The 24599-nt window shown below is 70.8% G+C and carries 20 protein-coding genes; 10 read left to right on the top strand and 10 right to left on the bottom strand.

Annotated features, from left to right (window positions below):
- The first annotated feature begins 107 nt into the window (after nt 1-107).
- The 4 genes from REH65_RS03495 (at nt 108) to REH65_RS03480 (ending at nt 4392) form a co-directional block, all read left to right on the top strand.
- On the top strand, nt 108-1463 hold the full coding sequence (locus REH65_RS03495) for an MFS transporter (protein WP_406691252.1): 1356 nt from the start codon (nt 108-110) through the stop codon (nt 1461-1463).
- A 99-nt stretch (nt 1464-1562) separates the two neighbouring features.
- Nucleotides 1563-2333 carry an IclR family transcriptional regulator gene (locus REH65_RS03490; RefSeq protein WP_406691251.1) on the top strand — a complete coding sequence of 257 codons (771 nt, stop codon included), beginning with the start codon at nt 1563-1565 and terminating at the stop codon, nt 2331-2333.
- Nucleotides 2330-3553 (top strand): CaiB/BaiF CoA transferase family protein, encoded by a 1224-nt coding sequence (locus REH65_RS03485; protein ID WP_406691250.1) that lies wholly within the window; start codon nt 2330-2332, stop codon nt 3551-3553. The genes REH65_RS03490 and REH65_RS03485 overlap by 4 nt, the downstream gene beginning before the upstream one ends.
- The gene (locus tag REH65_RS03480; protein ID WP_406691249.1) at nt 3550-4392 is read left to right on the top strand and encodes a citryl-CoA lyase; all 843 of its coding nucleotides are present in this window, start codon (nt 3550-3552) and stop codon (nt 4390-4392) included. Before REH65_RS03485 ends, REH65_RS03480 begins: the two co-directional genes overlap by 4 nt.
- A 155-nt stretch (nt 4393-4547) precedes the next feature.
- Here REH65_RS03480 and REH65_RS03475 read toward each other — a convergent pair whose 3' ends face one another.
- From REH65_RS03475 to REH65_RS03455, 5 genes are all read right to left on the bottom strand, one after another.
- A complete protein-coding gene (locus REH65_RS03475) occupies nt 4548-5564 on the bottom strand; it encodes an NADP-dependent oxidoreductase (protein WP_406691248.1) in 1017 nt (338 codons plus the stop codon).
- Between the two features lie 112 nt (nt 5565-5676).
- Nucleotides 5677-6042 carry an IclR family transcriptional regulator C-terminal domain-containing protein gene (locus REH65_RS03470; protein ID WP_406691247.1) on the bottom strand — a complete coding sequence of 122 codons (366 nt, stop codon included), beginning with the start codon at nt 6040-6042 and terminating at the stop codon, nt 5677-5679.
- 348 nt (nt 6043-6390) lie between these two features.
- Nucleotides 6391-7749, bottom strand: coding sequence for a 2-hydroxycarboxylate transporter family protein (locus REH65_RS03465; RefSeq protein WP_406691246.1), 1359 nt, complete (start codon nt 7747-7749; stop codon nt 6391-6393).
- A 102-nt stretch (nt 7750-7851) separates the two neighbouring features.
- Nucleotides 7852-8715 (bottom strand): hydroxymethylglutaryl-CoA lyase, encoded by an 864-nt coding sequence (locus REH65_RS03460; protein WP_406691245.1) that lies wholly within the window; start codon nt 8713-8715, stop codon nt 7852-7854.
- Nucleotides 8715-9971 (bottom strand): CaiB/BaiF CoA transferase family protein, encoded by a 1257-nt coding sequence (locus REH65_RS03455; protein WP_406691244.1) that lies wholly within the window; start codon nt 9969-9971, stop codon nt 8715-8717. Before REH65_RS03455 ends, REH65_RS03460 begins: the two co-directional genes overlap by 1 nt.
- Nucleotides 9972-10202: 231 nt before the next feature.
- Here REH65_RS03455 and REH65_RS03450 point away from each other — a divergent pair, with 231 nt between their 5' ends.
- Nucleotides 10203-13079 carry an FAD-binding and (Fe-S)-binding domain-containing protein gene (locus REH65_RS03450; RefSeq protein ID WP_406691243.1) on the top strand — a complete coding sequence of 959 codons (2877 nt, stop codon included), beginning with the start codon at nt 10203-10205 and terminating at the stop codon, nt 13077-13079.
- 17 nt (nt 13080-13096) lie between these two features.
- Nucleotides 13097-14050 (top strand): aldo/keto reductase family oxidoreductase, encoded by a 954-nt coding sequence (locus tag REH65_RS03445; protein ID WP_406691242.1) that lies wholly within the window; start codon nt 13097-13099, stop codon nt 14048-14050.
- Here REH65_RS03445 and dctA read toward each other — a convergent pair.
- A complete protein-coding gene (gene dctA / locus REH65_RS03440) occupies nt 14035-15411 on the bottom strand; it encodes a C4-dicarboxylate transporter DctA (protein ID WP_406691241.1) in 1377 nt (458 codons plus the stop codon). The two genes, REH65_RS03445 and dctA, sit on opposite strands and share 16 nt — an antisense overlap.
- A gap of 159 nt (nt 15412-15570) precedes the next feature.
- Between dctA and REH65_RS03435 the strand changes: the two genes are divergently transcribed.
- Together REH65_RS03435 and REH65_RS03430 are read left to right on the top strand one after the other, a co-directional pair.
- Nucleotides 15571-16455 carry a LysR family transcriptional regulator gene (locus REH65_RS03435; protein WP_406691240.1) on the top strand — a complete coding sequence of 295 codons (885 nt, stop codon included), beginning with the start codon at nt 15571-15573 and terminating at the stop codon, nt 16453-16455.
- A gap of 101 nt (nt 16456-16556) precedes the next feature.
- Nucleotides 16557-17633, top strand: coding sequence for a tartrate dehydrogenase (locus tag REH65_RS03430; protein ID WP_406691239.1), 1077 nt, complete (start codon nt 16557-16559; stop codon nt 17631-17633).
- Nucleotides 17634-17639: 6 nt separating this feature from the next.
- Here REH65_RS03430 and REH65_RS03425 read toward each other — a convergent pair whose 3' ends face one another.
- Nucleotides 17640-18242 (bottom strand): TetR/AcrR family transcriptional regulator, encoded by a 603-nt coding sequence (locus REH65_RS03425; protein WP_406691238.1) that lies wholly within the window; start codon nt 18240-18242, stop codon nt 17640-17642.
- 51 nt (nt 18243-18293) lie between these two features.
- Here REH65_RS03425 and REH65_RS03420 point away from each other — a divergent pair, with 51 nt between their 5' ends.
- Entirely contained in the window at nt 18294-19538 is a 1245-nt protein-coding gene (locus REH65_RS03420; protein ID WP_406691237.1) for a cytochrome P450, read from the top strand.
- A gap of 285 nt (nt 19539-19823) precedes the next feature.
- On the opposite strand, the gene REH65_RS03415 is transcribed toward REH65_RS03420, so the two are convergent.
- Together REH65_RS03415 and REH65_RS03410 are read right to left on the bottom strand one after the other, a co-directional pair.
- Nucleotides 19824-21227: an APC family permease gene (locus tag REH65_RS03415; protein WP_406691236.1), complete on the bottom strand. Its 1404-nt coding sequence runs from the start codon at nt 21225-21227 to the stop codon at nt 19824-19826.
- On the bottom strand, nt 21220-23136 hold the full coding sequence (locus REH65_RS03410; protein WP_406691235.1) for a primary-amine oxidase: 1917 nt from the start codon (nt 23134-23136) through the stop codon (nt 21220-21222). The genes REH65_RS03415 and REH65_RS03410 overlap by 8 nt, the downstream gene beginning before the upstream one ends.
- Nucleotides 23137-23254: 118 nt before the next feature.
- Between REH65_RS03410 and REH65_RS03405 the strand changes: the two genes are divergently transcribed.
- On the top strand, nt 23255-23842 hold the full coding sequence (locus REH65_RS03405; RefSeq protein WP_281458970.1) for a TetR/AcrR family transcriptional regulator: 588 nt from the start codon (nt 23255-23257) through the stop codon (nt 23840-23842).
- Between the two features lies 1 nt (nt 23843).
- On the opposite strand, the gene REH65_RS03400 is transcribed toward REH65_RS03405, so the two are convergent.
- Nucleotides 23844-24512, bottom strand: coding sequence for a GntR family transcriptional regulator (locus REH65_RS03400; RefSeq protein WP_406691234.1), 669 nt, complete (start codon nt 24510-24512; stop codon nt 23844-23846).
- Nucleotides 24513-24599 lie beyond the last annotated feature (87 nt).

The following is a 24599-nucleotide window of genomic DNA, read 5'->3' as shown; positions in this document are numbered from 1 at the left end:
GATTCGTCTCCGGGTCTTGTCAGGCTCGGGGGTGCACCGTACTCTCCGTCCGCCTAATGACACAGTCGTACCACCAGGCGGTACGAACAGGTGACAAGGGAGTCGCTATGGGTGCACCGAGCAGACGCGGGTCTGCGTTCCAGCCGCGGGTTTTCGCGGCCGGGGTCCTCGGCACGACCGTCGAGTGGTACGACTTCGCGTTGTACGCGACCGCGGCGTCGCTGGTGTTCAACAAGTTGTACTTCCCCGGTGGAGATCCGCTGGTCGGCACGATCGCCGCCTTCGGGACGTTCGCCATCGGGTTCCTCGGCCGACCGCTCGGCGGCGCCTACTTCGGCGAGCTGGGAGACCGCAAGGGGCGCAAGCACGTCCTGGTGATCACGCTGCTGCTGATGGGCGTCGCGACCACCGGGATCGGTCTGCTGCCGACCTACGGGTCGATCGGGTTCGCCGCACCGCTGCTGCTGACCGTGCTGCGCTTCGTGCAGGGCTTCGCCGCGGGCGGGGAGAAGACCGGCGCGCTGGTGCTGATGTTCGAGAACGCGCCCACCCGCTCCCGGGGGCTGCAGGCCAGCCTGCCGGCCATCGGCACCGGCGCCGGTTCGCTGCTGTCCACGGGTGCGATGGCGCTGGCGTCCTCCACCCTGTCCGAGCAGGCCTTCCTCGACTGGGGCTGGCGCGTTCCGTTCCTGATCAGCGCGGTGCTGACGCTGTTCGGGCTCTGGGTGCGCCGGTCGCTGGAGGAGCCCGAGGAGTTCAAGCGGGAGCAGCGGCGTCAGGCAGCTGAAGGCGAAGGCCGGCAGGTCGCGCGGCGCCCGTGGCGGGAGCGGTTGGCGCAGAGCCGTTTCGTGGAGTCCTGGCGCAAGTACCCCAAGGAGATGCTCATCGTCATCTGCGCGGGTGCGGCCGAGAACTGCGGGTACTACGTGTTCGGCACGTTCTCCGTCGCCTACGCCGAGGACGCGGGGCTGTCGACCGGGCCGGTGCTGACCGGCGTCATGTTCGTCTCGGCGGTCAAGCTCGTCTCGGTCCCGCTGTTCGGGGCGCTGTCGGACCGGTGGGGCCGCCGGCCGGTGAGCATCCTGGGTGCGCTGGTCATGGCGATCGCCTGCTACCCGTTCTTCCTCATGGTCGACACCGAGATCGCGTGGCTGGTGTGGCTGGCGCTGCTGATCACCCTCGGCATCGGGCAGTCGGCGGTTCTGGGTTCGCAGCCGGCGTTCTTCGCGGAGCTGTTCAGCACCAAGGTGCGCTTCACCGCGGTCGGGGTCGCCAACAACATCGGCACCGTGCTCACCGGTGGGTTGGCCCCGGTGCTGGCGAGCGCGCTGCTGCTGTGGTTCGACCACAACATCATCGGAGTCGTGATCTTCCTGCTGGCGACGTGCGCGATCACGGTCGTCACCGTCGCCGTGGCGCGGGAGACCCGCGAGACCGAGGAGCCCGAGCCGGTGAACGCGTAATTCGAGTGCCATCTGTCGGTACCGACGTACCGACAGATGGCACTAACCGGGTAGGGTTGGGGGAGACGTGCTCGGCCGAAAACCTCTGGGAGGACGCAGATGCCGCAGAGTTCGAGCGAGAGCGGTGACGGTGTTCGCAGCGTGCTGCGGGCGTTGGACCTGCTGGCGCTCTTCGACGAGAACCACCGCTCGCGCACCGCGCGGGAGCTGATCGACGCCACGGGACTGCCCAAGTCCACGGTCGTGCGGCTGGTGTCGACCCTGGAGCAGCGGGGTCTGCTGTGGACTCGCGGCGACGGCCGGCTGGCGCCGGGCGCGGGCATGCTGCGCTGGGCGCAGCTGGCCCACGACGCCTGGCAGCTCCCGCCCGAAGCGGTGGAGTGCCTGCGCCGGTTGTCCACCGAGTCCGGCGGCGAGTCGTCCCGGATCTACGTCCGGCAAGGCGTCAACCGCCTCTGCGTCGCCCAGCACGAGGGCACCCAGCAGTTGCGGCACGTCGTGCGCATCGGCGAGGCCATGCCGCTGTGGGCCGGTGCGTCCGGGCACGCGCTGCTGATCGGCGCCGCCCCGGAAGCGGTGCGGGGCGTGGCCGCGGCGGCCGGACGGGGAACCGAGTTCGAGGCGGAGTTCGCCGAGCGGGTGCGCCGGGCCGAGGAGCGGGGCTGGGCCGTCAGCCACGGCGAGCGCGAGGACGGTGTCTCCGCCGTCGCCGCCCCGGTCACCGACTCGGCGGGGCGAGTCGTCGCCGCGGTCGGGCTCGGCGGACCCACCAGCCGGTTCACCCAGGACCGGGTGAGCGAGTTCCTGCCCGTCCTGGTCCACGCGGCGGAGCAGTTGTCCAAGCTGAACTTCATCGGAGGTCGTTCGTGAGCCCACGTCCCTCGGGACCCGGGAACCTGCTGGAAGGCGTCCGGGTCCTGGACCTGACCAACGTGCTGGCCGGGCCGTTCGCGGCCTACCAGCTGGGCAACCTGGGGGCCGACGTCGTCAAGGTCGAGGTCCCCGGCGCCGGTGATCTCGCCCGCCAGCTGGGCGCCGATGCGGGGCTGAACCAGGAGCGGCTCGGCGCGTCGTTCCTCGCGCAGAACGCCGGGAAGCGCTCGCTGACGGTCAACCTGAAGTCCCAGCGCGGGCGCGAGGTGCTGCTGCGCAGCGCCGCCGAGGCCGACGTGCTCGTCGAGAACTTCCGACCGGGCGTGCTGGACCGGCTCGGCGTGGGCTGGGAACGCCTGCGGGAGGCCAATCCTCGCCTGGTCTACTGCGCGATCTCCGGTTTCGGACAGGAAGGGCCGCTGCGCGACAGGCCCGCCTACGACCAGATCGTCCAGGGGTTGTCCGGGATGATGAGCGTGACCGGCACCGCCGAGTCCGGTCCGCTGCGCGCCGGGTACCCGGTGGCCGACACGCTCGGCGGGATGGCCGCGGCGTTCTCCATCGCCGCCGCGCTGGTCCAGCGCGACCGCACCGGCGAGGGCGTGCACCTGGACGTGTCGATGCTGGAGTCGGCGATGACGGCGATGGGCTGGGTGGTGTCCAACCAGCTGATCGCCGGGCAGGAGCCGAAGCGCGTCGGCAACGACAACTTCACCGCCGCCCCGTCCGGCGCCTTCAGCACCGGGGACGGGCTGCTCAACATCGCCGCCAACGAGCAGCGCCAGTTCGCCGCCCTGTGCCGCGTGGTCGAGCGCCCCGAACTGGCCGCCGATCCGCGCTTCGCCGAGCGCGGGGACCGCAAGGCCCACCGCCAGGAGCTCACCGACGAACTGGAGAAGGCGCTGGCGGCGCGCTCGGCGAAGGAGTGGGAATCCGCGCTCGCCGAGGCCGGGGTTCCGGCCGCCTGCGTGCTCACCGTGCCCGAGGCGCTCGGCAACGAGCAGGTCGCCGCCCGGAACTTCATCCACGACCTGCCGTTCCCGGAGCACCCGGACCGCGGGCTGCGCGTGCTCGGCAGCCCCGTGCGGGTGGCCGGGGAAGCGGCCGGCCCCGCGACCCCGCCGCCGACCCTGGGCGAGCACACCGACGAACTGCTGGCCGAACTCGGCTACAGCGCCGAGGAGATCACCTCGCTGCGCGAGGAAGGAGCGGTATGAGCACCCCCGCCTTCAGCACCACCCAGGAGTACGAGAACGCGGTCACCGGGTGGTGGCGCACCGGCGTCAGCCGCATCCGGCCGGGTGAGATCCTGCTGCGCGGATACCCCGTCGAGCAGCTCATCGGCGAAGTGTCCTTCGTGGACACGATCTGGCTGATGCTGCGCGGTGACCTGCCCGAACCCGGTCAGCGCCGGTTGCTGGAGGCGGCGCTGGTCTCGGCGGTCGACCACGGACCGCAAGCGCCGTCCATCGCCGCGGCCCGGATGTCCGCCACCTGCGGGGTCGGCCTCAACAACGCCGTGGCCACCGGCGTCAACCTGCTCGGCGACGTCCACGGGGGAGCGGGGCAACAGTGCATGGAACTGCTGGCCGAGCTGCACGAAACCGGCGCGGACCTCGACGAGGCCGCCGAGAAGGTCGTGGCCGACCACCGGGCGTCGGGCGCGCGCATCCCCGGCTTCGGTCACAGGTTCCACCCGCGCGACCCGCGCCGGGACCCGTTGGTGAGCATGGTCGAGCAGGCCGTGGCCGACGGGGACGTGCCGGGCTGGGCGTTGCGCGCGGGCACGGCCCTGGAACGCGCGCTCTCCCGAGGCCGCAGCCGCCCGGTCCCGATGAACATCGACGGCGCCACCGCCATCGTCTACAGCGAGCTCGGGTTCCCACCGGAACTCGGCCGCGGCCTGTTCGTCCTCGCCCGCAGCGTCGGAGTCCTCTCCCACGCCTGGGAGGAGAAGTCCTCCGGAACCCGCATCAAGGGCCCCATCCCACGACCTCTCCTCCCGGACTACAACGGCCCCGAACCCCGCGACCTCCGCGGCGGAGGCTCGGCTTGATCGTGGGTGGGGAAGTTTTCATGAAAACTTCCCCACCCACGATCACGGTGCTGCGCGGGCTCGGCGGAGGCTGAGGCACCCACACGCTCGATGCCGATCGCTTCGTTCACTGGTGTTCCGTCGGCGACCAGGACCGGTTCTCGTCGGTCAGTGAACTAGGGGGCCTCGGGGAGTGCGATGAGCTGCTTGCCCAGGTTCATCCCGTCGAAGAGACCTTGCAGCGCGTCCGGGGCGCGGTGCAGTCCGGTCGTGATGGTCTCGTTCCACACGAGCTTCCCGTCGGCGACCCAACCGGCGAGCTCCCGGAGGGCGGACGGGAAATCGGCGACGTGGTCGAAGAAGACGAAACCCTCCATGCGCGCGCGGCGGAACGCCAGCTGCATGTAGTTCGCGGGACCGCGCCCGTAACCTGCGGCGGTGTAGCCGGAGGAGATCGAACCGCACAGCGCGACGCGCGCGCCGAGGGCGAGGTTGTCGAGGGCTGTCTCCAGCAGCGGTCCTCCGACGTTGTCGAAGACCGCCGACAACCCCGAGGGGGTGAAGGTGCGCAGCGCCGCGTGGACGTCGTCGTGGTAGTTCACGCAGTCGAAACCCGCCACGTCGGTCACCCAGCGCACCTTCTCCGCGGTGCCTGCGGTGCCGATGACCCGCGCACCCCTCAACCGGGCGATCTGGCCGGCCAACGAGCCGACACCTCCGGCCGCCCCGGTGACCAGAACCGCCTCGCCGCCGGAGAGGCCCAGCACGCGGGTGATCCCGATGTGGGCGGTCAACCCGTTGGTGCCGAACACCGACAGCATGTGCCTGGGCTCGATGCCCGGCGGCACCGGGTTGACCCCGAAGATCCCTTCGCCACGCGCGATCGCGTACTCCTGCCAGCCGAGGTCGCCGTACACCCACTGCCCCTCCGGCAGCCGGGGATCTCGGGACTCCAGAACCTGACCGACGCCGCTGCCGCGCATGACCGCGCCGACCGCGACCGGGTCGGTGTAGGTCGCGTCCGGGTTGAGCCACGTGCGCTGGGTGGCGTCGATGCCGAGCCAGCGGACACCGACCAGGGCCTCGCCGTCGGCGAGAGCGGGCACCGCTTCCGTGCGCAGGTCGAAGGTGTCGGCGTCGATGTTGTGCGCGGGTCGTGCCCGCAGGACGACCTGGCGATTCTGCCTCGGCACTTGCCCCCCAGCTCTCAGCGGCCCGACCGGCCGCGAGGTGCCGATCTCAGGGGAAGACTAGCTTCGGGCGCAACCGGATATCGGATGAGATCCGGTTGCCCGAGTCGCGTTGTCAGGAGTTGCGGAGGGAGTCCGAGAGCTGGGCCGCGGCGGAGACGATCAGGCCGCCGTAGGCGGCTCCGGGGCCGGTTTCGTCGACTCGGATCACCGGCGCGGAGAGGCAGAGGGCGGCGACGGTTTCCCCGGTGGGTCGTTGGATCGGGGCGCTGACCGAGCACAGGCCGGGCGTTCGGCGCGAGACGCTCTCCACCCAGCCCTGCGCGGGGGTGGGTTCGGTGAGGACGCGGGCTGCCGATCCCCCTGCCGCTAGCGGCAGGAGCGTGCCGACGGGCACCGAGGCCCGCAGTTCCGCGGGGGAGTCGACGCCGGCCAGGCACAGGCGGTGTTCGCCTCGGCGGACCCAGCTGCGCGGTCTCACCGGTCTTCTGCCGCAGGTCGGTGAGGACGGGCTTGCCGAACTGCTCCAGCGACGGCATCGAGAAGCGGGCGCCGAGGCGGAGCCCGCCGTCGTCGTCCCTGCTGAGCAGGGAGTGCGCGAGCATCGATCCGACCAGCCGGTGCGCGGTCGGGACCGACAGGCCCAGGTGGCGGGCGAGTTCGGAGGCGGTCATGCGGCGGAGCTCGACGGCGTCGAGGACGGCGACGACGCGGTCCAGGACCCCGACGCCGGTCGAGCGGATGACCGGGCTCGGTTCGGCTCCGGCGAGTGGATCGGTCGGCACCGCCCCAGGGTAGGTCCGATCCCCGGTTCGTCCTCCGCTGGTCGTCATGTCAGCGACAGCAGGGGTGCGAGCAGGGACGTCGCGAAGAGCACGACCGCGCCGCCGAGCCGGTTGGTCAGAGCCGCGAAGGGCATCAGGTGCATCCGGTCGGCCGCCGAGAGCACGGCGACGTCGCCGCTGCCGCCGGTGTCGGCCATGACGAGCCCCGGGGTGATCGCGGCCTCGACGAAGTAGAACCGCACGAGCCAGCCCAGGACGCCGGAGGTCAGCGTCGCGCTGAGCACCGTCGCCGCGGTCAGGACCAGGAACAGCGGACTGCTGAGCGCGGTGAGGACGTCGCCGATGTCGATGTAGGTGAGGCTGACCGCGACCAGCAGCGCGGGCACGAACAGGGTGGTGGCCATCGCGCCCCAGTTGGTGCTGGCCTCCTCCAGGTGGTGGGGCAGCAGACCGGCGATCTTGACGATCGCGGCGGCGATGATCGTCCAGGCGTAGGGGTGGAGGAACGGCAGCAGGCCGCCCATGAGCTCGCCGAACACGAACAGCAGCCCGGCGATGAGCAGGCCCTGTCCGAGGGCGGCGTAGGTGGCGCTGTCGCGGGTGGGTGCGGTGTCGATGGTGATGTCGCGGCGCTGGATGCGCATCAGCTGGCCGCGGCCGTCGAAGCCGACGAACAACTGCTTCTCGCGTCGTCCGAGTCCGTTGTAGACACCGGCGATGGCGATGCAGAGGATGTTGGCGACCACCACAGCCGACATCAGCTGGCCCATGAAGGAATCCGGGGTACCGCCGGTCGCCGCGGCGTACATCTCCGACATCGGCACGGCACCGATGCCGAGACCACCGGCCATGATCGGTGCCGCGACGAGCAGAACGCCCTGCGCGAAGCCGAATCCCAGCAGGGCGCCGAGCGCCCCGGTGATCACGAACGTCAGCGCCAGGCAACCCAGCAGCGGGACGGCGAAGCGCGGACCGGCCTTGAGCAGCAGCGCTCGCGGCATGCCCAGGACGCTGCCGGCGATGATGGTGATGACCAGGAAGTCCAGGAACCCGCTGTCCTCCACGAACCCGGCGACGACCTCTGCCGCGACCTGCGGGAACACGCCCGCGAACAGCAGGATCGCGGGAACGAACGTGCACAGGACGGTGGGCAGGCCGTAATCGCGCAGCACCGGGACCTGCTTGCCGACCCACATCAGCAGACCGCCGACGAGCATCGTGACGGCGAACCCGGACAGCAGCGAGGTCGGCAGGTGGTCGGTCAGCGCGGCGGCGAGCAGGATCGCGGCACCGGCCAGGTGGACCAGCGGGGGAAGGCCGGCCAGCTCCGGTCCGCGGAGCAGGACCGGGGTGGGAGCGGAGATCGGTCTGGACTGGGGTTCGCTGCTGGGGATGGTGGACATCGTTGTCTCCCAAGGGAACCGGCCGCCGTTGGCCGGTCGGAGGGGTCACGGAACGCCTGCGGCTCGCAGGAGGGGTGGTGCGCCGCCCGGGGGCGGCCTGGTTCAGGACGTCGGGCTGCCTCGGTGCAGCGCGTCCTCCACGGCCGTCACCGCTTTGGCGAGCAGGGACGCGTCGATTCCGGTGGCGACCCCGCGTCGGTGCAGGTGCTCGACGAGGGTTTCGGTGGCGATGTTGCCGTGCGCACCCGGCGCGAACGGGCACCCGCCGTAACCGCCCGCCGCGGCGTCGAAGCGGGTGATGCCCAGGTCCAGGGCGAGATCGACGGTACGCAGGGCCTGGCCCAGGGCGTTGTGCAGGTGCAGTCCGATCGTGGCCTCCGGCAGGGCGTCCCGGACCGCCCCGACCGACCTCCCGACGTGCTGGGGGTCGGCGGTGCCGAGCGTGTCGGCCAGACCGAGCCGGGTGATGCCGATGTCGGCGTAGGCGGTGGCGACCTCGGTGAGCCGCTGCGGGGTGACCTCCCCGTCGAAGGGGCAGACGAACGCGGTGGCCACCCCGCCGGTGAAGCGCACGTGCGGGTTGTCCTCGACCACCTCGGCGAGGTCGGCCAGGGCCTCCCGCACGCCGCGTCCCGCGTTGGCGCGGCTGTGCCCCTCGGCCGCGGAGACGACCAGGCACACCTCCGTCACCCCGGCTGCCACCGCTCGATCCACGCCGCGCCGGTTGAGCGCCAGCGCGCTCCACCGAACCCCGGGCGGGTGCGGCAATCCGGCGACGAGCTCCTCGGCGCCCGACATCTGCGGCACCCGGGCAGGGTTGACGAACGACGCGGCCTCGACGCGGGTGATCCCGGCGGCCACCAGCGCGTCCGCGATCCGCAGCCGGTCGGGCACCGACACCACCAGGGGCTCGTCCTGCAGCCCGTCGCGCATCACGACGTCGGTGATCTGCACGTCCCGGCTCATCACAGGACACCTCGCTCGCGCAGGTCGGCGACCTGGGAGGCGGCGAGGCCGAGCACCTCGCGGAGGACGTCGTCGGTGTGCTGGCCCAGCTCGGGCCCGGCCCAGCGCACGTCCCCGGGAGCGCCGGGGACCTGCGGGACGACTCCGGGGAAGCGGATCTCCTCGGGATCGGTCTCGACGGAGACCATGAGCGGGCGCAGCATGCCGCGCTCGGCGAAGTGCGGGTCGTCGGCGATGGCGGCGGCGTCGTAGACCGGTCCGATCGGAACGCCCGCGGCGCTGAGCACGTCGACCGATTCGGGTGCGGTGCGGCGGGTGGTCCAGTCGGTGATCGCGGCGTCGAGCTCGGTCTCGCGGGCGTGCCGGGCGTCGCCGTCGGCCAGCGAGGGGTCGTCGGCGAGGTCGGTGCGGCCGATGGCGGTCATCAGCCTGGTGAACGCTCCGCTGGAGTTGCCCGCGATCATCACCGACTGCCCGTCGGAGGTGGGGTAGACGCCGCTGGGCACGACGCCGGGGAGGTTGCCCGCGGTCCGCCGGCGGACCATGCCGTAGGCGTCCATGTCGGGCACGAGCGACTCCATCGCCATGAACACCGCTTCGTAGAGCGCCACGTCCGCGACCCGGGGGCCGTCGTGCGTGCGGCCGGTGGCGCGGGCCAGCAGCAGCATCAACGCGCTGATCGCGCCGTAGAGACCGGCCAGGGCGTCGCCGATCGGTGCGGCCGGGCGCACCGGCGGTCGATCTGCGTGCCCGGTGACCTGGCGGAGGCCGGCGAAGGCCTCGGCGACCCCGCCGAAACCGGCGCGGTCCCGGTATGGACCGGTCTGGCCGTACCCGGAGATGCGTACCAGCACGACCTCGGGGTTGGCGGCGTTGAGCTCCTCGGGGCCGAGTCCCCAGCGCTCCAGCGTTCCGGGCCGGAAGTTCTCGATGACGACGTCGGATTGGCGGACCAGGTCGAGGACGAGGTCGCGGCCCTCGGCGGTGCGCAGGTCGAGGGTGAGGGACTTCTTGTTGCGGGCGATGGTGCGGAACATCATCGAGGTGGCACCGCGACCGCGACGCCACCCGCGCAGCTCATCACCGGTGCCGGGGCGTTCGATCTTGATGACCTCCGCGCCGAAGTCGGCGAAGATCCGGCTCGCGAACGGCGCGGCGATGAAGTTGCCGAGCTCCAGAACGCGGAACCCGGTGAGCGGAGGGTCGGCCTGCGGTGGGACATCCGTAGGGGCATCGGGAACTCCCTGGGTTCTCATTAAATGAGCAACACTGCTCAACGTAGGAGAACGTTAGGCTGTGCGAACGGGAGCTCGCAAGATGTCCGCGAAAGTCCTTCGGCAGAACGCTTCTCGAACTTCGAGAACCCCGGAACGGCCTGCGGTTTCGCTCGCCCGCGAGGGCGATCGGGTTCTCGTGGCGGGCGGGCCCGACACGCGGACGCGTGTCGGGGTGGGCCGGAGGCGTTGGGGGAGGGAGAATCCTGGGTCATGATCGAGACCGCCGTGGATTCGACCTCGCTGCTGAGCGCGCTCGCCGAGGTGGGGGTGCAGGCCGACGCTTCGACGCGGCGGCGTGCCGAGTACGCCTACGACGCTTCGAACTACCGCGTCGTGCCCGTGGCCGTGGTGTTTCCCCGGACTCCCGATGACGTCGTGGCCGCGGTGGGGGTGTGCCGCGACACCGGGACGCCGATCATCGCTCGGGGCGGCGGGACCTCGATGGCGGGCAACGCCGTGGGTCCCGGGTTGGTGCTGGACTTCTCGCGGTACATGAACCGGGTGCGGGCCATCGACGAGGAGACCGGGACGGTCGACGTCGAACCCGGTGTCGTGCTCGCCGACCTGTCGGTCGCGGTGGAACGCGCCACCGGCGGGCGGCGGACGTTCGCGCCGGACCCGTCGTCGAAGAACCGCGCCACCGTCGGCGGTGCGATCGGCAACGACGCGTGCGGCAACCACTCCGTGCGCTACGGCCGCACCTCCGATCACGTCGCCGAGATCGACCTCGTCACCTCCGACGGCGCGCGGTTGACCGCCACCGAGACGGGTCTGCGCGCCACCGACCCCGCCGACGCGGTCTCGGCCGCGCGGGCCGAGGAGCTGACCGCGTCGCTGACCGGCTTGGCGCAGGAGCACCTGAGCGCGTTGCGGCTCGAACTCGGCCGCATCCCCCGCCAGGTCTCCGGATACCACCTCGAAAACCTGCTTCCCGAGCGGAAGTTCAACATCGCCCGCGCCGTCGTGGGTTCCGAGGGGACGTGGGCCGTGGTGGTGGGGGCGCGGATGAAGCTGGTGCCGAAAACGGCCAGCGCGCTGCTGGTCTGCCTCGGTTACCGCGACGTCGTCGACGCGGCTCGCGACGTCACGACGATCCTGGAGTTCTCCCCGGCCGCCGTCGAGGGCACCGACGCCGCCATCGTGGCCACCATGCGCCACCGGCGCGGCCCGGACGCCGTGCTCGGGCTGCCCGACGGGGAGGCGTGGCTGTTCGTCGACCTCGACGGGGACGACCCGGATTCGGTCAGCGCCCAGGCGGACCGGCTGCTGGAGCGGCTCGCGGAGAACAGCCGGCTCGTGCAGGGGCGCAAGGCCGCCGACCCCGCCGAGCGGGCGTCGCTGTGGCGGGTCCGGGAGGACGGCGCCGGGCTGTCGTCGCGGCTGGCCTCGGGTGGCGAGTCGTGGCCGGGCTGGGAGGACGCCGCCGTCGCGCCGGAGCGGCTGGCCGACTACCTGGCCGACCTGCGCGAGCTGCTCGACTCGCACGGGCTCACCGGGGTCATGTACGGGCACTTCGGGGCCGGGTGCATGCACATCCGCATCACCTACGACCTGCGCAGCGAGCAGGGGAGGTCGGTGTTCCGGGAGTTCACCCGCCAGGCCGCGGAACTCGTCGTGCGCCACGGCGGATCGCTGTCCGGTGAGCACGGCGACGGACGCGCCCGGTCCGAGCTGCTGTCGATCATGTACTCGCCGGAGGTGATGGCCGCTTTCGCCGAATCCCGCCGCATCTGGGACACCGTCGGCATCCTCAACCCCGGATCGATGACCGACCCCGACCCGATCGACGCCCACCTCGCCCTCGCCGGGGTACCCGAACGCGAGTGGCGCACCAGCTTCGAGCTGAACCCGACCTCCGGCCGCGACCCGTGGGTGCACGCCGTGCAGGGCTGCATCGGTGTCGGCCGGTGCCGCGCCGACGGCGGTGGCGTGATGTGCCCGAGCTACCGCGCCACCCGCGACGAGAAGGACTCCACGCGCGGGCGGGCCCGCGTGCTGCAGGAAGTCGTGCGGGGCGCCCGCACCGTCGAGCAGGGCTGGCGGTCCGAGGAGGCGCGGGAGGTGCTGGACCTGTGCCTGTCGTGCAAGGCCTGCGCCACCGACTGCCCGGCCGGGGTCGACATGGCCACCTACAAGTCGGAGTTCTACGACCACTACTACCGCCGACGCCTCCGCCCGCGCTCGCACTACACGCTGGGCTGGCTGCCGCGCTGGCTCAAGCTCACCGGCCGACTGCCCGGCGCCGTCAACGCCGTGCTCGGAAGCCGCCTGGGCAAGGCGATTTCGGCAGCGGGCGGGCTCACCACCCGACGCGCGCTGCCGCGCTTCGCCGGTGCGGGGGAGTGGCGGCGAGAGGTCCCCGACGCCGGTGCCGAGGGTTCGGTGGTGCTGTTCGTGGACACCTTCACCCGCGGCTTCCGGCCCGAGGTCGCCGGTGCCGCCGCCCGGGTTCTGGGTGACGCGGGCGAGTCCGTGACCTGCTCGGCCGACGCCTGCTGCGGCCTGACCTGGATCTCCACCGGCCAGCTCGGCACCGCCAGGCGCAAGCTGGCCGAAGCCGCGGCCTCTCTCGACGACGGCACCGACCGGCCGATCGTCGTCGTCGAACCCAGCTGCGCCGCCGCGCTGCGCAAGGACCTGCCCGAACTCGTCCACACCGACCAGGCCCGCCGCGTCGCCCGGCGCGTGCGCAGCTTCGCCGCCCACGTCGCCGACCGCGTCGCCGGAGGCTGGACGCCGTCCCCGGCGCGGCCACCGGAGAAGGCCGTGCTGCAGACGCACTGCCACGAGCACTCGGTCTTCGGCGCCGCCGCCCAGCGCACCGCGCTCCAGGCCGCCGGGGTCTGCGAGGTCGTCGACGCCACCGGATGCTGCGGCGTGGCGGGCAACTTCGGCTTCGAAGCCGAGCACTACGAGGTCAGCATGCAGGTCGCCGAGAACGCGCTGGCCCCGGCCCTGCGCGGAACCGACCGCGATGCCGCGGTGCTCACCGATGGATTCTCCTGCGCCAGGCAAGTGGACCAGCTCGACCCCACCCGCCCCGGCCTGCACCTAGCGCAGGTGCTCGACCCGGGCCACGACCGCTGAGAGATTGGACGAGATCCATGCGAACGGTTCCGCTCGGCACCACCGGTGCCCAGGTCCCGAACGTCGTCGCCGGGATGATGCGCATCGCCGACAAGACCGATGAGCAGATCCGCGAGCTCTACACCACCGCCCGCGACGCGGGCATCGACTTCTTCGACCACGCGGACCTCTACGGGTTCCGGCACCCGGGCGGTGGCACGCACTTCTGCGAGCGCCGCTTCAGCGAGGCCCTGCAGCTGACCGGAGCGGATCGCGACGAGATCACGCTGCAGACCAAGACCGGCATCGTCGACGGCGAGGAGTGGCACTACGACTCCTCGTACGAGCACATCGTGTCCTCGGTGGAGGACTCGTTGCGCGCACTAGGCACCGACCGCATCGACGTGCTGCTCCTGCACCGGCCCGACGCGCTGTTCGAGCCCGAGGAGGTCGCCCGGGCCTTCGACGAGCTCGAATCCTCCGGCAAGGTGCGCAGTTTCGGCGTTTCCAACTACACGCCGCGCCAGATCGACCTGCTCAAGACCGCGGTGCGGCAGCCCATCGTGACCAACCAGGTGCAGCTGTCGGTGACGCATTCGACGATCGTCACCCAGGGCCTGGTCGCCAACACGGCCGACGACGACGCGGTCACCCGCGACGGCGGCGGACTCGTCGAGCACGCGCGCATCAACCGGATCACCCTGCAGGCCTGGTCGCCGTTCCAGAAGGGCGGCGGGCAGGGCGGGGTGTTCCTCGGCGACCCCGACCTGCCGGAGCTCAACACGATGCTGGACAAGCTCGCGGCGAAGTACGGGGTCACGCCGATGGCCATCGCCACGGCCTGGATCACCCGCCACCCGGCCGCGATGCAGGTCGTGCTGGGCACGACCACTCCGCAACGCGTCACGGACGCCGCTGCCGGATCGGACGTCCGCCTGACCCGATCCGAGTGGTACGGGCTCGTCCAGGCCGCAGGTCACCGCGTGCCGTGAGCCGGGGCGGTCGGTTCGGCGGTGTTGTCCGGCATCGCCGCCGACCGCTCCGCCGAGCCGGGATCGGCCAGGACCTGCCTGGCGCGGTCGAGGTCGAGGTTGCGGTCCCACTTGGCGATGGCGAGGGTGGCCACGGCGTTGCCGTAGAAGTTGACCAGGGCGCGGCACTCGGACATGAACTTGTCGATGCCGAAGATCAGCATGATCCCGGCCGCGGGCACCGTCCCCACGGTCGACAGCGTCGCGGTCAGCGCGATGAACCCGCCGCCCGCCACGCCGGCCGCGCCCTTGGAGGTCAGCAGCATGACCGCGAGCAGCCCGAGCTGCTGGGTGATGCTCAGCGGCGTGTTCGTGGCCTGGGCGATGTAGAGCGTGGCCAGCGACAGGTAGATCGCCGCGCCGTCGAGGTTGAAGCTGTACCCGGTTGGCACGACCAGGCCGACGGTGGTGCGGTCGGCGCCGAGGAACGTCATCTTGCGCATCAGCCCCGGCAGCGCGGGCTCGGCGGTGGAGGTGCCCAGCACCAGGAAGAACTCGTCCTTGAGGTAATGGAAGAGCTGGAAGATGTTGAGCCGCACGTAGAGCGCGAGGAACCCGCCGAGCACGACCACCACGAACAGGATCGAGGTGACGTAGAACAGGGCGATGAGCGAGCCGAGACTGGTCAGAGTGGACAGTCCGAACTTGCCGATGGCGTAGGCCATCGCGCCGAACGCGCCCAGCGGGGCGGCCTTCATGACGAAGCTCAGCACCTTGAACACGATCTCGGTGAACCGCTTGACCCCGGCCACCACCGGTTCCCCGATCGGGCCGACCGCCTTGATCGCGATCCCGAACAGCACCGCCAGGAAGATGATCTGCAGGATGTCGCCCTCGACGAAGGCGCCGAAGAAGCTGTCCGGAACCAGGTTCGTCAGGAACTCCCACCAGTGCTGCGACTCACCGGATTCGATGTACTCCTGGGCTTTCCCGCTGGTCTGGATCGTCGACGGATCGGCGTTGACCCCCTCGCCGAGCCGAACGAGGTTGATCGCGACCAGGCCGATGACCATCGCGATGATCGTGCCGACCTGGAAGTAGGTCAGCGCCTTGAGCCCGGTCATGCCGACCTTCTTCAGGTCGGCGACGCTCGCGATGCCGCCGATGATGGTGAGGAACACGATCGGCCCGATCAGCATCTTCATCGCGTCGATGAACGTCGTGCCGATCGGCTCCATCGCCTCACCGACATCCGGCCAGCGCCACCCGACGAGGATCCCGATGACGATCGCGACGAGCACCTGCACGTAGAGCTGCCGGTACCAGGGCTTGGCCTTCGGCCTCCCGCTGTCGGGAACCGGGCGCTGTGCGGTTTGCGTCATTGCAAGTCTCCTGCACGTCGATCATCTCCAGCGGCACGCTGCCGGGCACCGACAGTGACCCGGTTCGCGCGGCGCCGTCCAACAGGGACTCGCTACCCGACTGATAGGTTCGATGAATGAATCCCGGTTGACCTGGGAAGATCGACGAGAGGTGGGTGCGTGGACGCGCGACAGCTGGAGTACTTCCTGGCGATCGTCGACAACGACGGCTTCGGCCGCGCCGCCGCGAAGCTGCACATCGCCCAGCCCTCGCTGTCGCAGGCGGTGGCAGGGCTGGAGCGCGAGCTCGGCGTGCGGCTGTTCCACCGGATCGGGCGCGGCGCGGTGCTCAGCGACGCCGGCAAGGAGTTGATCGGTCCGGCCCGCCAGGTCCTGCGCGACCTGCGCACCGCCAAGGCCACGATGGACTCGCTCAAGGGCGTCCAGCGCGGCCACGTCGAACTGGTGACGATGCCCTCGCCCGGCATCGAACCGCTCGGCACGCTGACCAGGCTGTTCACCCGCGAACACCCCGGGATCATGGTCGGTGCCGACGCCGCGTTCACCCCGGACGAGGTGCTGCAGAAGGTCCGGGAAGGCGTCTGCGAGCTCGGACTGGTCGGCGTTCCGGGTGATCTGCGGGCCCCCGGGGTGGACGTGCTTCCGCTGGAATCGCAGGACTTCGTGCTGGTCGGCGCCGAGCTGCCGGACGACGACCCGGTGCCGGTGACGGCGTTGGGCGGTGCCCGGCTGATCGCCTCGCCACCGGGCAGTCAGATGCGCCGGATCGTCGACGAGATGGTGACCTCGGGTGCCGAGATCGTCGCCGAGGTCGCCCACCGCACCTCGATCCTGCCGCTGGTCCTGCAGGGGGTCGGGCTGGCGGTGCTGCCCTCGGCCTGGGTTCCGCTGGCGCGGCGGGCCGGTGCCCGCGCCGTGCGCGTCGACTCGCCGTCCCAGCTGCACGTCGCGCTGGTCAGCCGATCGGCGCCGCTCACCCCGGCCGCGCGGGCGTTCCTGACCGTCGCCCGCTCCTACACCCCGCTCGACCACCTGGACACATAGCTCACGCCTATCAACCGAATCGGCAGCGCGTGTTGGACGCGAGGCGGCCCGCCGGTCTTCACTCAGGGGAAGAGCAACCGACCGCCGCAGGGAGTGACCTGATGTCCGAGCAGCGCAACTTCTCCATCGCCGCCATCCCCGCCGATGGCGTGGGCACCGAGGTCGTGGCCGCGGGACGGGCCGTCCTGGACGCGCTGGCGGCGGGTTCGGGCGGGCGGTTCGCCTTCGAGTGGACCGAATTCCCCTGGGGCTGCGGCTACTACGAGAAGACCGGCCGCATGATGGACGAGGACGGGCTGGAGACGCTGCAGGACTTCGACGCCCTGTACTTCGGGGCCGTCGGCTGGCCGTCGGTGCCGGATCACATCAGCCTGTGGGGATTGCGGCTGCGGATCTGCCAGAACTTCGACCAGTGGGCCAATGTGCGTCCCGTGCACTTCCACCCGGGCATCACCTCGCCGCTGCGCAAGGCCGACGACACCCCGCTGGACTGGGTCGTGGTCCGCGAGAACAGCGAAGGCGAGTACGCGGGTCTGGGCGGCCGCAACCTCGCCGGTCGCGGGCCCGGCAACGAGGTGGCGCTGCAGACGGCGCTGTTCACCGAGAAGGGCTGCGAGCGCATCATGCGCTTCGCCTTCGACCTCGCCCGGCAGCGCGACCGCAAGAAGGTCTCGTCGGTGACCAAGAGCAACGCCCAGCAGTACGGGATGGTGCTGTGGGACGAGGTCTTCCAGCGGGTGGCCGCCGACTACCCGGACGTGGAGACCGAGAGCGTGCTGGTCGACGCCATGTCGGCGAAGTTCGTGCTGCACCCCGAAGACCTGTCGGTGGTGGTGGCCTCGAACCTCAACGCCGACATCCTGTCCGACCTCGGCTCGGCCTTGGCCGGGAGCCTCGGCCTCGCCGCGAGCGCGAACCTCAACCCGGACCGCCGCTTCCCGTCGATGTTCGAGCCGGTCCACGGCTCGGCCCCCGACATCGCGGGTCAGGGTCTGGCCAACCCGATCGGCGCGATCGGCAGCGCGGCACTCATGCTGGAGCACTTCGGCTTGAACGACGAGGCCACCCGAGTGCGCAAGGCCATCGAATCGACCACGGCCGCAGGCCTGCTCACCCCCGACGTCGGCGGCACCGCCCGGACCGACCAGATCGTCGAGGCGGTCCTGGCCAACCTCTGAGCGAGGTCAGCGCAGGGCCGGGGCGAGCCAGCGTTGCAGGTAGGCGCGGAGTTCCGGCCCTGCGCGCGGTGGGTCGCCGGGGTCGAGGACCAGGGATTGCAGGGTGCGCAGGAGGTGTTCGACGAGCTCGCGGCGTTGCTGCTCGTCCCAACCCAGCGAGTCCCAGTCGATGCCGAAACCGGTGATGAGGTCGCGGCCGATCTCGATCGACGCCGACGAGGTCAGGTTCGCGACCGTGCCGCTCATGCGGCCCGGCGCCAGCAGGCGGTTGAGCGCCGGGTCGTCGCGCAGGTGCTCGAAGACGTAGGCGACGACCTCGACCGCGGCGTCCCCGGCATCACCGCCGGTGGCGGCCAGGTGGGCGCGGACGTGCTCGACCAGGTCGGTCGTCAGGTCGGCGACGGCCTGGTTCGCCGCCGCGTTGAGCAGTCCTTCGGTGGTGGGGAAGTAGCGGTACACGGTCTGGCGGGTGATGCCGACCCGCTCGGCGATCTCGGCGGTGCTGGTCGTGCCCGCCTCGGCCAGGCGCTCCCGGGTCGCGGCGAGGATCCGGGAACGCGCCTCCGAGGCGTCGGCCGGTGGGGACCCGGCCCATCCGTGCGCACGCATGCCTGCAGTATCCCATTCCATACACTTCTCGAAATGTGTATGGTCCCGGGTATGGCGAATCCGCTGCCCCCAGGTTTCGACTTCACCGACCCCGACCTCAACCTCGCCGGAATCCCGCACGAAGAGTTCGCCGCCCTGCGCAGCACCGCCCCGATCTGCTGGGTCGAGCAGACCCCGGAGGCGCGCGCCGGCATGTCGGAGGAGTCCGGCACCGGCTACTGGGCCCTGACCAAGCACGCCGACGTCGCCGCGGTCTCCCGCAACAGCAAGGTGTTCAGCAGTCACGAGAACGCCGTGATCATCCGGAACCCGGAGACCGCCACCCGCGAGTCGGTCGAGCCGTCCAAGGTCGTCATCATCAACCAGGACGCGCCCGAGCACACCCAGCTCCGCAAGATCATCAGCCGGGGCTTCACCCCGCGCGCCATCGGAGCCCTGGAGGAGGCGCTGGAGGAGCGGGCGCGCCGGATCGTCCGCGACGCCGTCGAGACCGGTGGCGGCAACTTCGTCGACCAGATCGCCTCGCAGTTCCCGCTGGAGGTCATCGGCGACATGCTCGGCGTCCCCGCCGAGGACCGGCGCAAGATCTTCGACTGGACCAACCAGATGACCGGCGCCGAGGACCCCGATCTGGCCCGCGAGGACAACGATCCGGAGGCCGCGGCCGCCGAAGTGCTGATGTACTCCATGGGTCTGGCCGCCGAGCGGCGCGAGAACCCGCGCGACGACATCGTCACCAAGCTCGTCAACGCCGACGTCGACGGGCGCGGTCTCACCGACGACGAGTTCGGCTTCTTCGTCATCGCCCTCGCCGTCGCGGGCAACGAGACCACCCGCAACGCCACCTCCCACGGCATGAACGCCTTCTTCGAGCACCCCGACCAGTGGGAGCTGTGGAAGCGGGAGCGCCCGGCCACGATGATGGACGAGGTGATCCGCTGGGCCACCCCGGTCACCTCCTTCCAGCGCACCGCGCTGGAGGACGTCGAGGTGGGCGGCGTGGAGATCAAACGCGGCGAGCGCGTGGGCCTGTTCTACGCCAGCGCCAACCACGACGACGAGGTCTTCACCGACCCGTTCACCTTCGACATCACCCGAGACCCCAACCCGCACCTGGCCTTCGGCGGCCACGGCGCCCACTACTGCATCGGCGCCAACCTCGCCCGCATGGAAGTCCGGCAGATCTTCGACGCCGTGGCCGACATGGCCCCCGACCTCCGCCGCGCGGGAGAACCCCGCCGCCTCCGCTCGGGCTGGCTCAACGGAATCAAAGACCTCCCCGTCCAGTACACCTGACACCGGGATTACGGCCGCAATCCGCCACCCGAGTACGGCCGTATTCCGCGACCCGATTGCGGCCGTATTCCGTCAGCGGACTCAGTCACGACCCCTGGGTGCGACGGCCGCAGGTCTCGACCCGTCGAAAACCGCTGTTTTCGCGCGACGAAAACAGCGGTTTTCGTCGCGTGAAAACAGCGGTTTTCGACGTGGGGTGCGGGGCGCGTTGTTGGGGTGTTGCACGGTGGTTCGGTGTTGGTGGGTGGGGGACGTTTTCACGGAGGTGCCTCAGCCGCCACGGGGCTAGGGCGTCGGGGAGGTCGTGGGGTGGGGTTTGGTGGTGAGGGTGGTGGCCGCTCCGAGGGCGAAGGCCGCGGGGATGGTGGCTAGGAGGGTGGTGGCGACGGTCGCCGAGCCGCTGATGAGGGTGGTGAAGTTGGTCAGGACCAGGATCGTGAGGGCGAGGACTCCGAGGAGGCCGAGGGCGGGGGCGATTCGGGTGTTCCACCAGCGGGTGTCGACGTCCGCGCGGGCGAAGAAGACGAGGATCGCCAGGCCCGTGAGCAGGATGAGGGTGAGGATGCTGACCGTGGCCAGACCGGACATCCAGGTGAAGAGGTTGAGGACCGGATCGGCCCCGGCGAGCGCGAAGATCCCGAGGACGACGACGGCGGTGCCGGTCTGGGCCAGCGAGGCGAGGTGCGGGGACTCGTGGCGCTCGTGGGTGGTGCCGAGCGCGGCGGGCGCGATGCCGTTGCGGCCCAACGCGAACAGGTAGCGGGCGATCGCGTTGTGGAACGCCAGCAGCGCCGCGAACAGGCTGGTCAGCAGCAGGACGCCGACGGTGTCGGCGAAGATCGGGCCTAGGCGGTCGCCGGCGGTGTCGAAGACGAGGCCCGAGGTGTTGGCGGTGGCCGCGGCCTCGACGCGGCCCGGGCCGTGGGCGACGACGATGGTCCAGCTGGAGAAGGTGTAGAACCCGCCGATGAGCAGCACCGCGGCGTAGGTCGCGAGGGGGATGGTGCGCTTGGGGTCGCGGGTCTCCTCGCCGTAGATGGCGGTGGCCTCGAAACCGATGAACGAGGCCACGGCGAACGTCACCGCCACGCCCGGCGCGCCGTGGAAGAACGTCGCGGGGGAGAACGACGTCGTCGAATAGCCCTGAGGACCGCCCTGCAGCAGGATCGCTACCGATAACACCGCGACGACGCCGATCTCCAGCACCAGCATCGCACCGAGGACCTTCGCCCCGATCTCGATGTTGCGGTACCCCAGCGCGGCGACGACGACCAGCAGCACCACGGCCGGCGCCCACCACGGCACGCCCGGCCCGCCGTAGCGGGTGATGAGCTCCTGCAGGGTGGAGGAGGCGAGACCGTAGATCGCGGCCTGGATCGCCGTGTAGGTCAGCAGCGCCAGCCCTGCCGCGCCGAGCCCGGGAACCCGGCCGAGACCTCGGGTGACGTAGGCGTAGAACGCGCCGGCGTCGACGACGTGGCGGCTCATGGCCGCGTACCCGACGCTGAAGACGACCAGCACGACCGCCACGACCGCGTAGGCCAGCGGGACACCGGGACCGTTGCTGATCGACAGCATCACCGGCAGCGCCCCTCCGATGGAGGTCAGCGGCGCGGCGGCCGCCACCACCATGAACACGATGCCCGCGACGCCGATCGATCCGCGCAGGCCGCTGGTTCTCTCACTCATGGCAGCACCCTCCGGTCGTCTCGGCGGAGCGGTTCGGCGGCACGTCCAGGGCGGGGTTGCGGTCGAAGAACCCGACTGGCTTGAGCTGGAAACCGGTGCGGTCGACCGGCATGATCGGCCAGTCCTCCGGACGTGGGAAGTGCGTGAGCCCGAAGGTGTGCCACACGACGACGTCCTGATCGTCGAGGTCGCGATCCTCGGCCGCGAACGCCGGAAGGCCCGCTCCGCCCGGGTGCTGGTTCACGAAATCGCCTGCGGCATAACGCTGATCCGGGTCGTAGCGGGTGACCCACAGGTGCCGCGTGGCGAAGGTGGCGCGACGCCGGATCGACGAGCCGTCGTCGGCGAGCAGCTCGGGGTTGCCCTCGGGCAGCAGCGCGTAGGCCACCGGGTCGCCGAGCCGGTTGCGGGCGGCCGGGTTGGTGATGTGCCAGACCCGGCCCGCCCGGTTGTCGGCCAGCCGCTGGGCCTGCGACTCGGTGCGCAGCGGGGTCCGGGTGCGGGTGAAGGCGTTGCCGCGCGGGTTGTCCGGGCCGGTGGGCACCCGCTGCACGTCGATCTCCTCGACGGAGTTGCCGTGCCCGTCGACCATCATGTCCAGCCGCGCCGAGAACAGGTGCTGGTGGAACGGGGCGCCGAGACCGGGTGCGAGCTGCGAGGCGTAGGGGTTGGTGGTGGCGTTGCCGGGCCCCGGGTAGGCGGAGGTGAAGACGACGCCGGTGGCCTTGACCTCGCACTCGATCGTGCCGTCGAGGTAGAGGTACCAGTAGAAGCCGTAGTCGTAGTTGCCGATGGTGGTGAAGAACGAGATCACCATCCGCCGCTGCCTGCGCGTCTCCGACGATCCCGCCCACAGGTCGGTGTGCTTCCACAGCACTCCGAAGTCCTCCTCGTGCATGCAGATCGCGTTGCTCAGCACGCGCGGGTGGCCGAACTCGTCGGCGACGACGGCGTCGAGGTAGGTGATGTCGCCGAGGCAGTCGCAGCCCAGCTCCAGCGCGTTGGCGTACCGGCCGATCATGTACTCGCCGGTGTCGAAGTAGTTCTGCCACGACCGCACCGGTGACGGGTCGGCGTAGGGCACGACCATCTCCGAGATCGACGCGCGGTGGATGATCGGGCGCTCGCGGTCGCCGTCGCGGAACGCGATCTGGTGCAGCACGAGGCCCTCGCGGGCGTCGAAACCGATGCGCAGCGACCAGTTCTCCCACTCCAGCCGGTCGCCGTCGAGGCTGAAGCCGGGGCCCTCGGGCTGGAGGATCTCGATCGGCCGCTGCGAGGTCCGCAGCGGACCGGTCACGGCCGGGTCGTCGAAGTTGCCCGACTCCTGCGGGATCGGCACCGGACCGAGGTCGAGGACGCGGGTGACCGCGCGCTCGTCGACGTCGACGTAGCCGACCAGCCCGTCGATCGGATGCGCCCAGGCGTGGTCGGCCGGGTGCTGCTGCAGGAACGCCAGACCGCGCAGGATGCGCCGGCCGGTCTCCTCGGGGTAGTCGAACACGCCCGCCGACAGGGGTGCGACGCGGACCTGACCGACGTCGAGATCGCGCGCGGCCAGGGCCTGCAGCCAGCGCTCGTCGGCGGCGAGGATCTCCTCGACCAGCCCGAACTCCTCGTCCAGAACCGGAAGGTGGCCGTCCGAGGCCGGATCCAGCGCGGTGTCGCGCAGCACCGAACCCGACGACAGCGACAGGACGAGGTCCCGGTCGCCGGACTTCGGATCGTGCAGCAGGGCGCGCACCCGGCGGTCGGCGCCGTCGAGGGCGTGCTTCGGGGGTTCCTCCAGTCCCAGGTAGACCACGCGGGTGGTCTCGGGCAGGAAACCGTTGTCGTCGAGGAGGTTTCTCGCGCGGGTGATCTCGTCCGCGGAGAGCCGGTCGAGCGGATGGGGGGAACGGGTGGGCATCCTTGACTCCCTTTTTTCTACACTCGTAGACGAAAGGGTGAGGGATGACACCAGCGCGCACAAGGGGCGGAGCGAACTCGATCGGTAGAGTGGGGCGGATTCTTACCCGGGAGCAATCGTGCCGAAACGCGTGGACCACGAGGACCGTCGCGCCCGCATCGCGGACGCGACCTGGCGACTGATCGCCGAACGCGGCATCGAGGCGACCACGATGCGCGCGATCGCCGAGTCCATCGGGATGGCCAACGGCGCGCTCAAGCACTACTTCCCGGACAAGAACTCCATCGTGCGAACGGCTTTCAGCTACGTGTTCGACGCGACCAACGAGCGCGTCCGCGAGCGCTTGCGCGGCGAGACCGGAATGGACGCGCTGTGGATCTTCTGCGAGGAGATCATGCCGGTCGCCGACCTGACCGACCTGGAAGCCCGCGTGGTGCTGCCGTTCTGGCAGCGGGCCCTGGCCGACGCCGACCTGCGCCGGCTCTACACCGACTCGATGGCGTTGTGGCGCGGGCAGATCATCGGATTCCTGGCCGAGGCCCGGGACGAGGGGGCGATCGGGACCGCGATGTCCGACGAGCTCGTGGCGGAGCAGCTGCTCGCCATGCTCAACGGCCTGCAGGCCCTGGCGCTGCTCGACGAGGCCTCCGCGACGCGGGAGGTGCAGCAGCGCACGGTCGCCGCGTACCTGGAGTCGCTGCGGTAGTTCAGCCCTGGGAGTGCTGGAACTCCAGCAGGGCGTCCAGGGTGGCCGTGCGGTGGCGGCGGGCCGCCAGTTCGATGTCGATCGAGTCCGCGCCGGACTCGATGAGGTCGACCAGGGCGTCGTGCTCGGCGACGGATTGCACCGCGCGGCCGGGGACGAAGCTGAAGGTGGAGTTGCGGAGCATCCGCAGGCGGCCCCAGCCGCGGTGCACCAGGTCGATGAGGTGGTCGTTCGGGCAGTGCAGGAACAGCGCCGAGTGGAACTCCTCGTTGAGCTCGGTGAACCGGCGCGGGTCGAAGTGCTCCAGGGTGTCGCGCATGCGGTCGTTGATGGCGCGCGCCTTGGCGAGCTCGGCGGCGGTGAGCAGGGGAGCGGAGAAGCCGGTCGCGGCGCCCTCGACCACGGCGAGGGTCTGCATCGTGGTCACGTACTCGCCCTCGTCGACCAGGGCGACCTGCGCGCCGACGTTCTTCTCGTAGGTGACCAGCCCCTCGGCCTCCAGCCTGCGGATGGCCTCGCGGACCGGGACCGTGCTGACGCCGAGCTCGGTGGCGAGCTGGCTGAGCACGAGCCGGTAGCCGGGGGTGAACCGGTGCGAGACGATCCGGTCGCGGAGCCACTCGTAAGCCTGCTGGGACTTGCTGGTGGCGGCCGGTGCGTCGCTGGTCATGGCTCCCCGTTTCGGTGACGTGGCGCCTCATTGTGCCGGACGGGTGATCAGGTCCGGTGAAGCGCGGTCGGCGTCCCATTGTGATCG

Origin of the sequence: Saccharopolyspora sp. ID03-671 (genome assembly GCF_045278815.1) — a bacterium.
Classification (GTDB): Bacteria; Actinomycetota; Actinomycetes; order Mycobacteriales; family Pseudonocardiaceae; genus Saccharopolyspora; species Saccharopolyspora ipomoeae.
The sequence above is the reverse complement of the archived record's forward strand: the minus strand, read 5'-3'. Positions and strand labels throughout refer to the sequence as shown.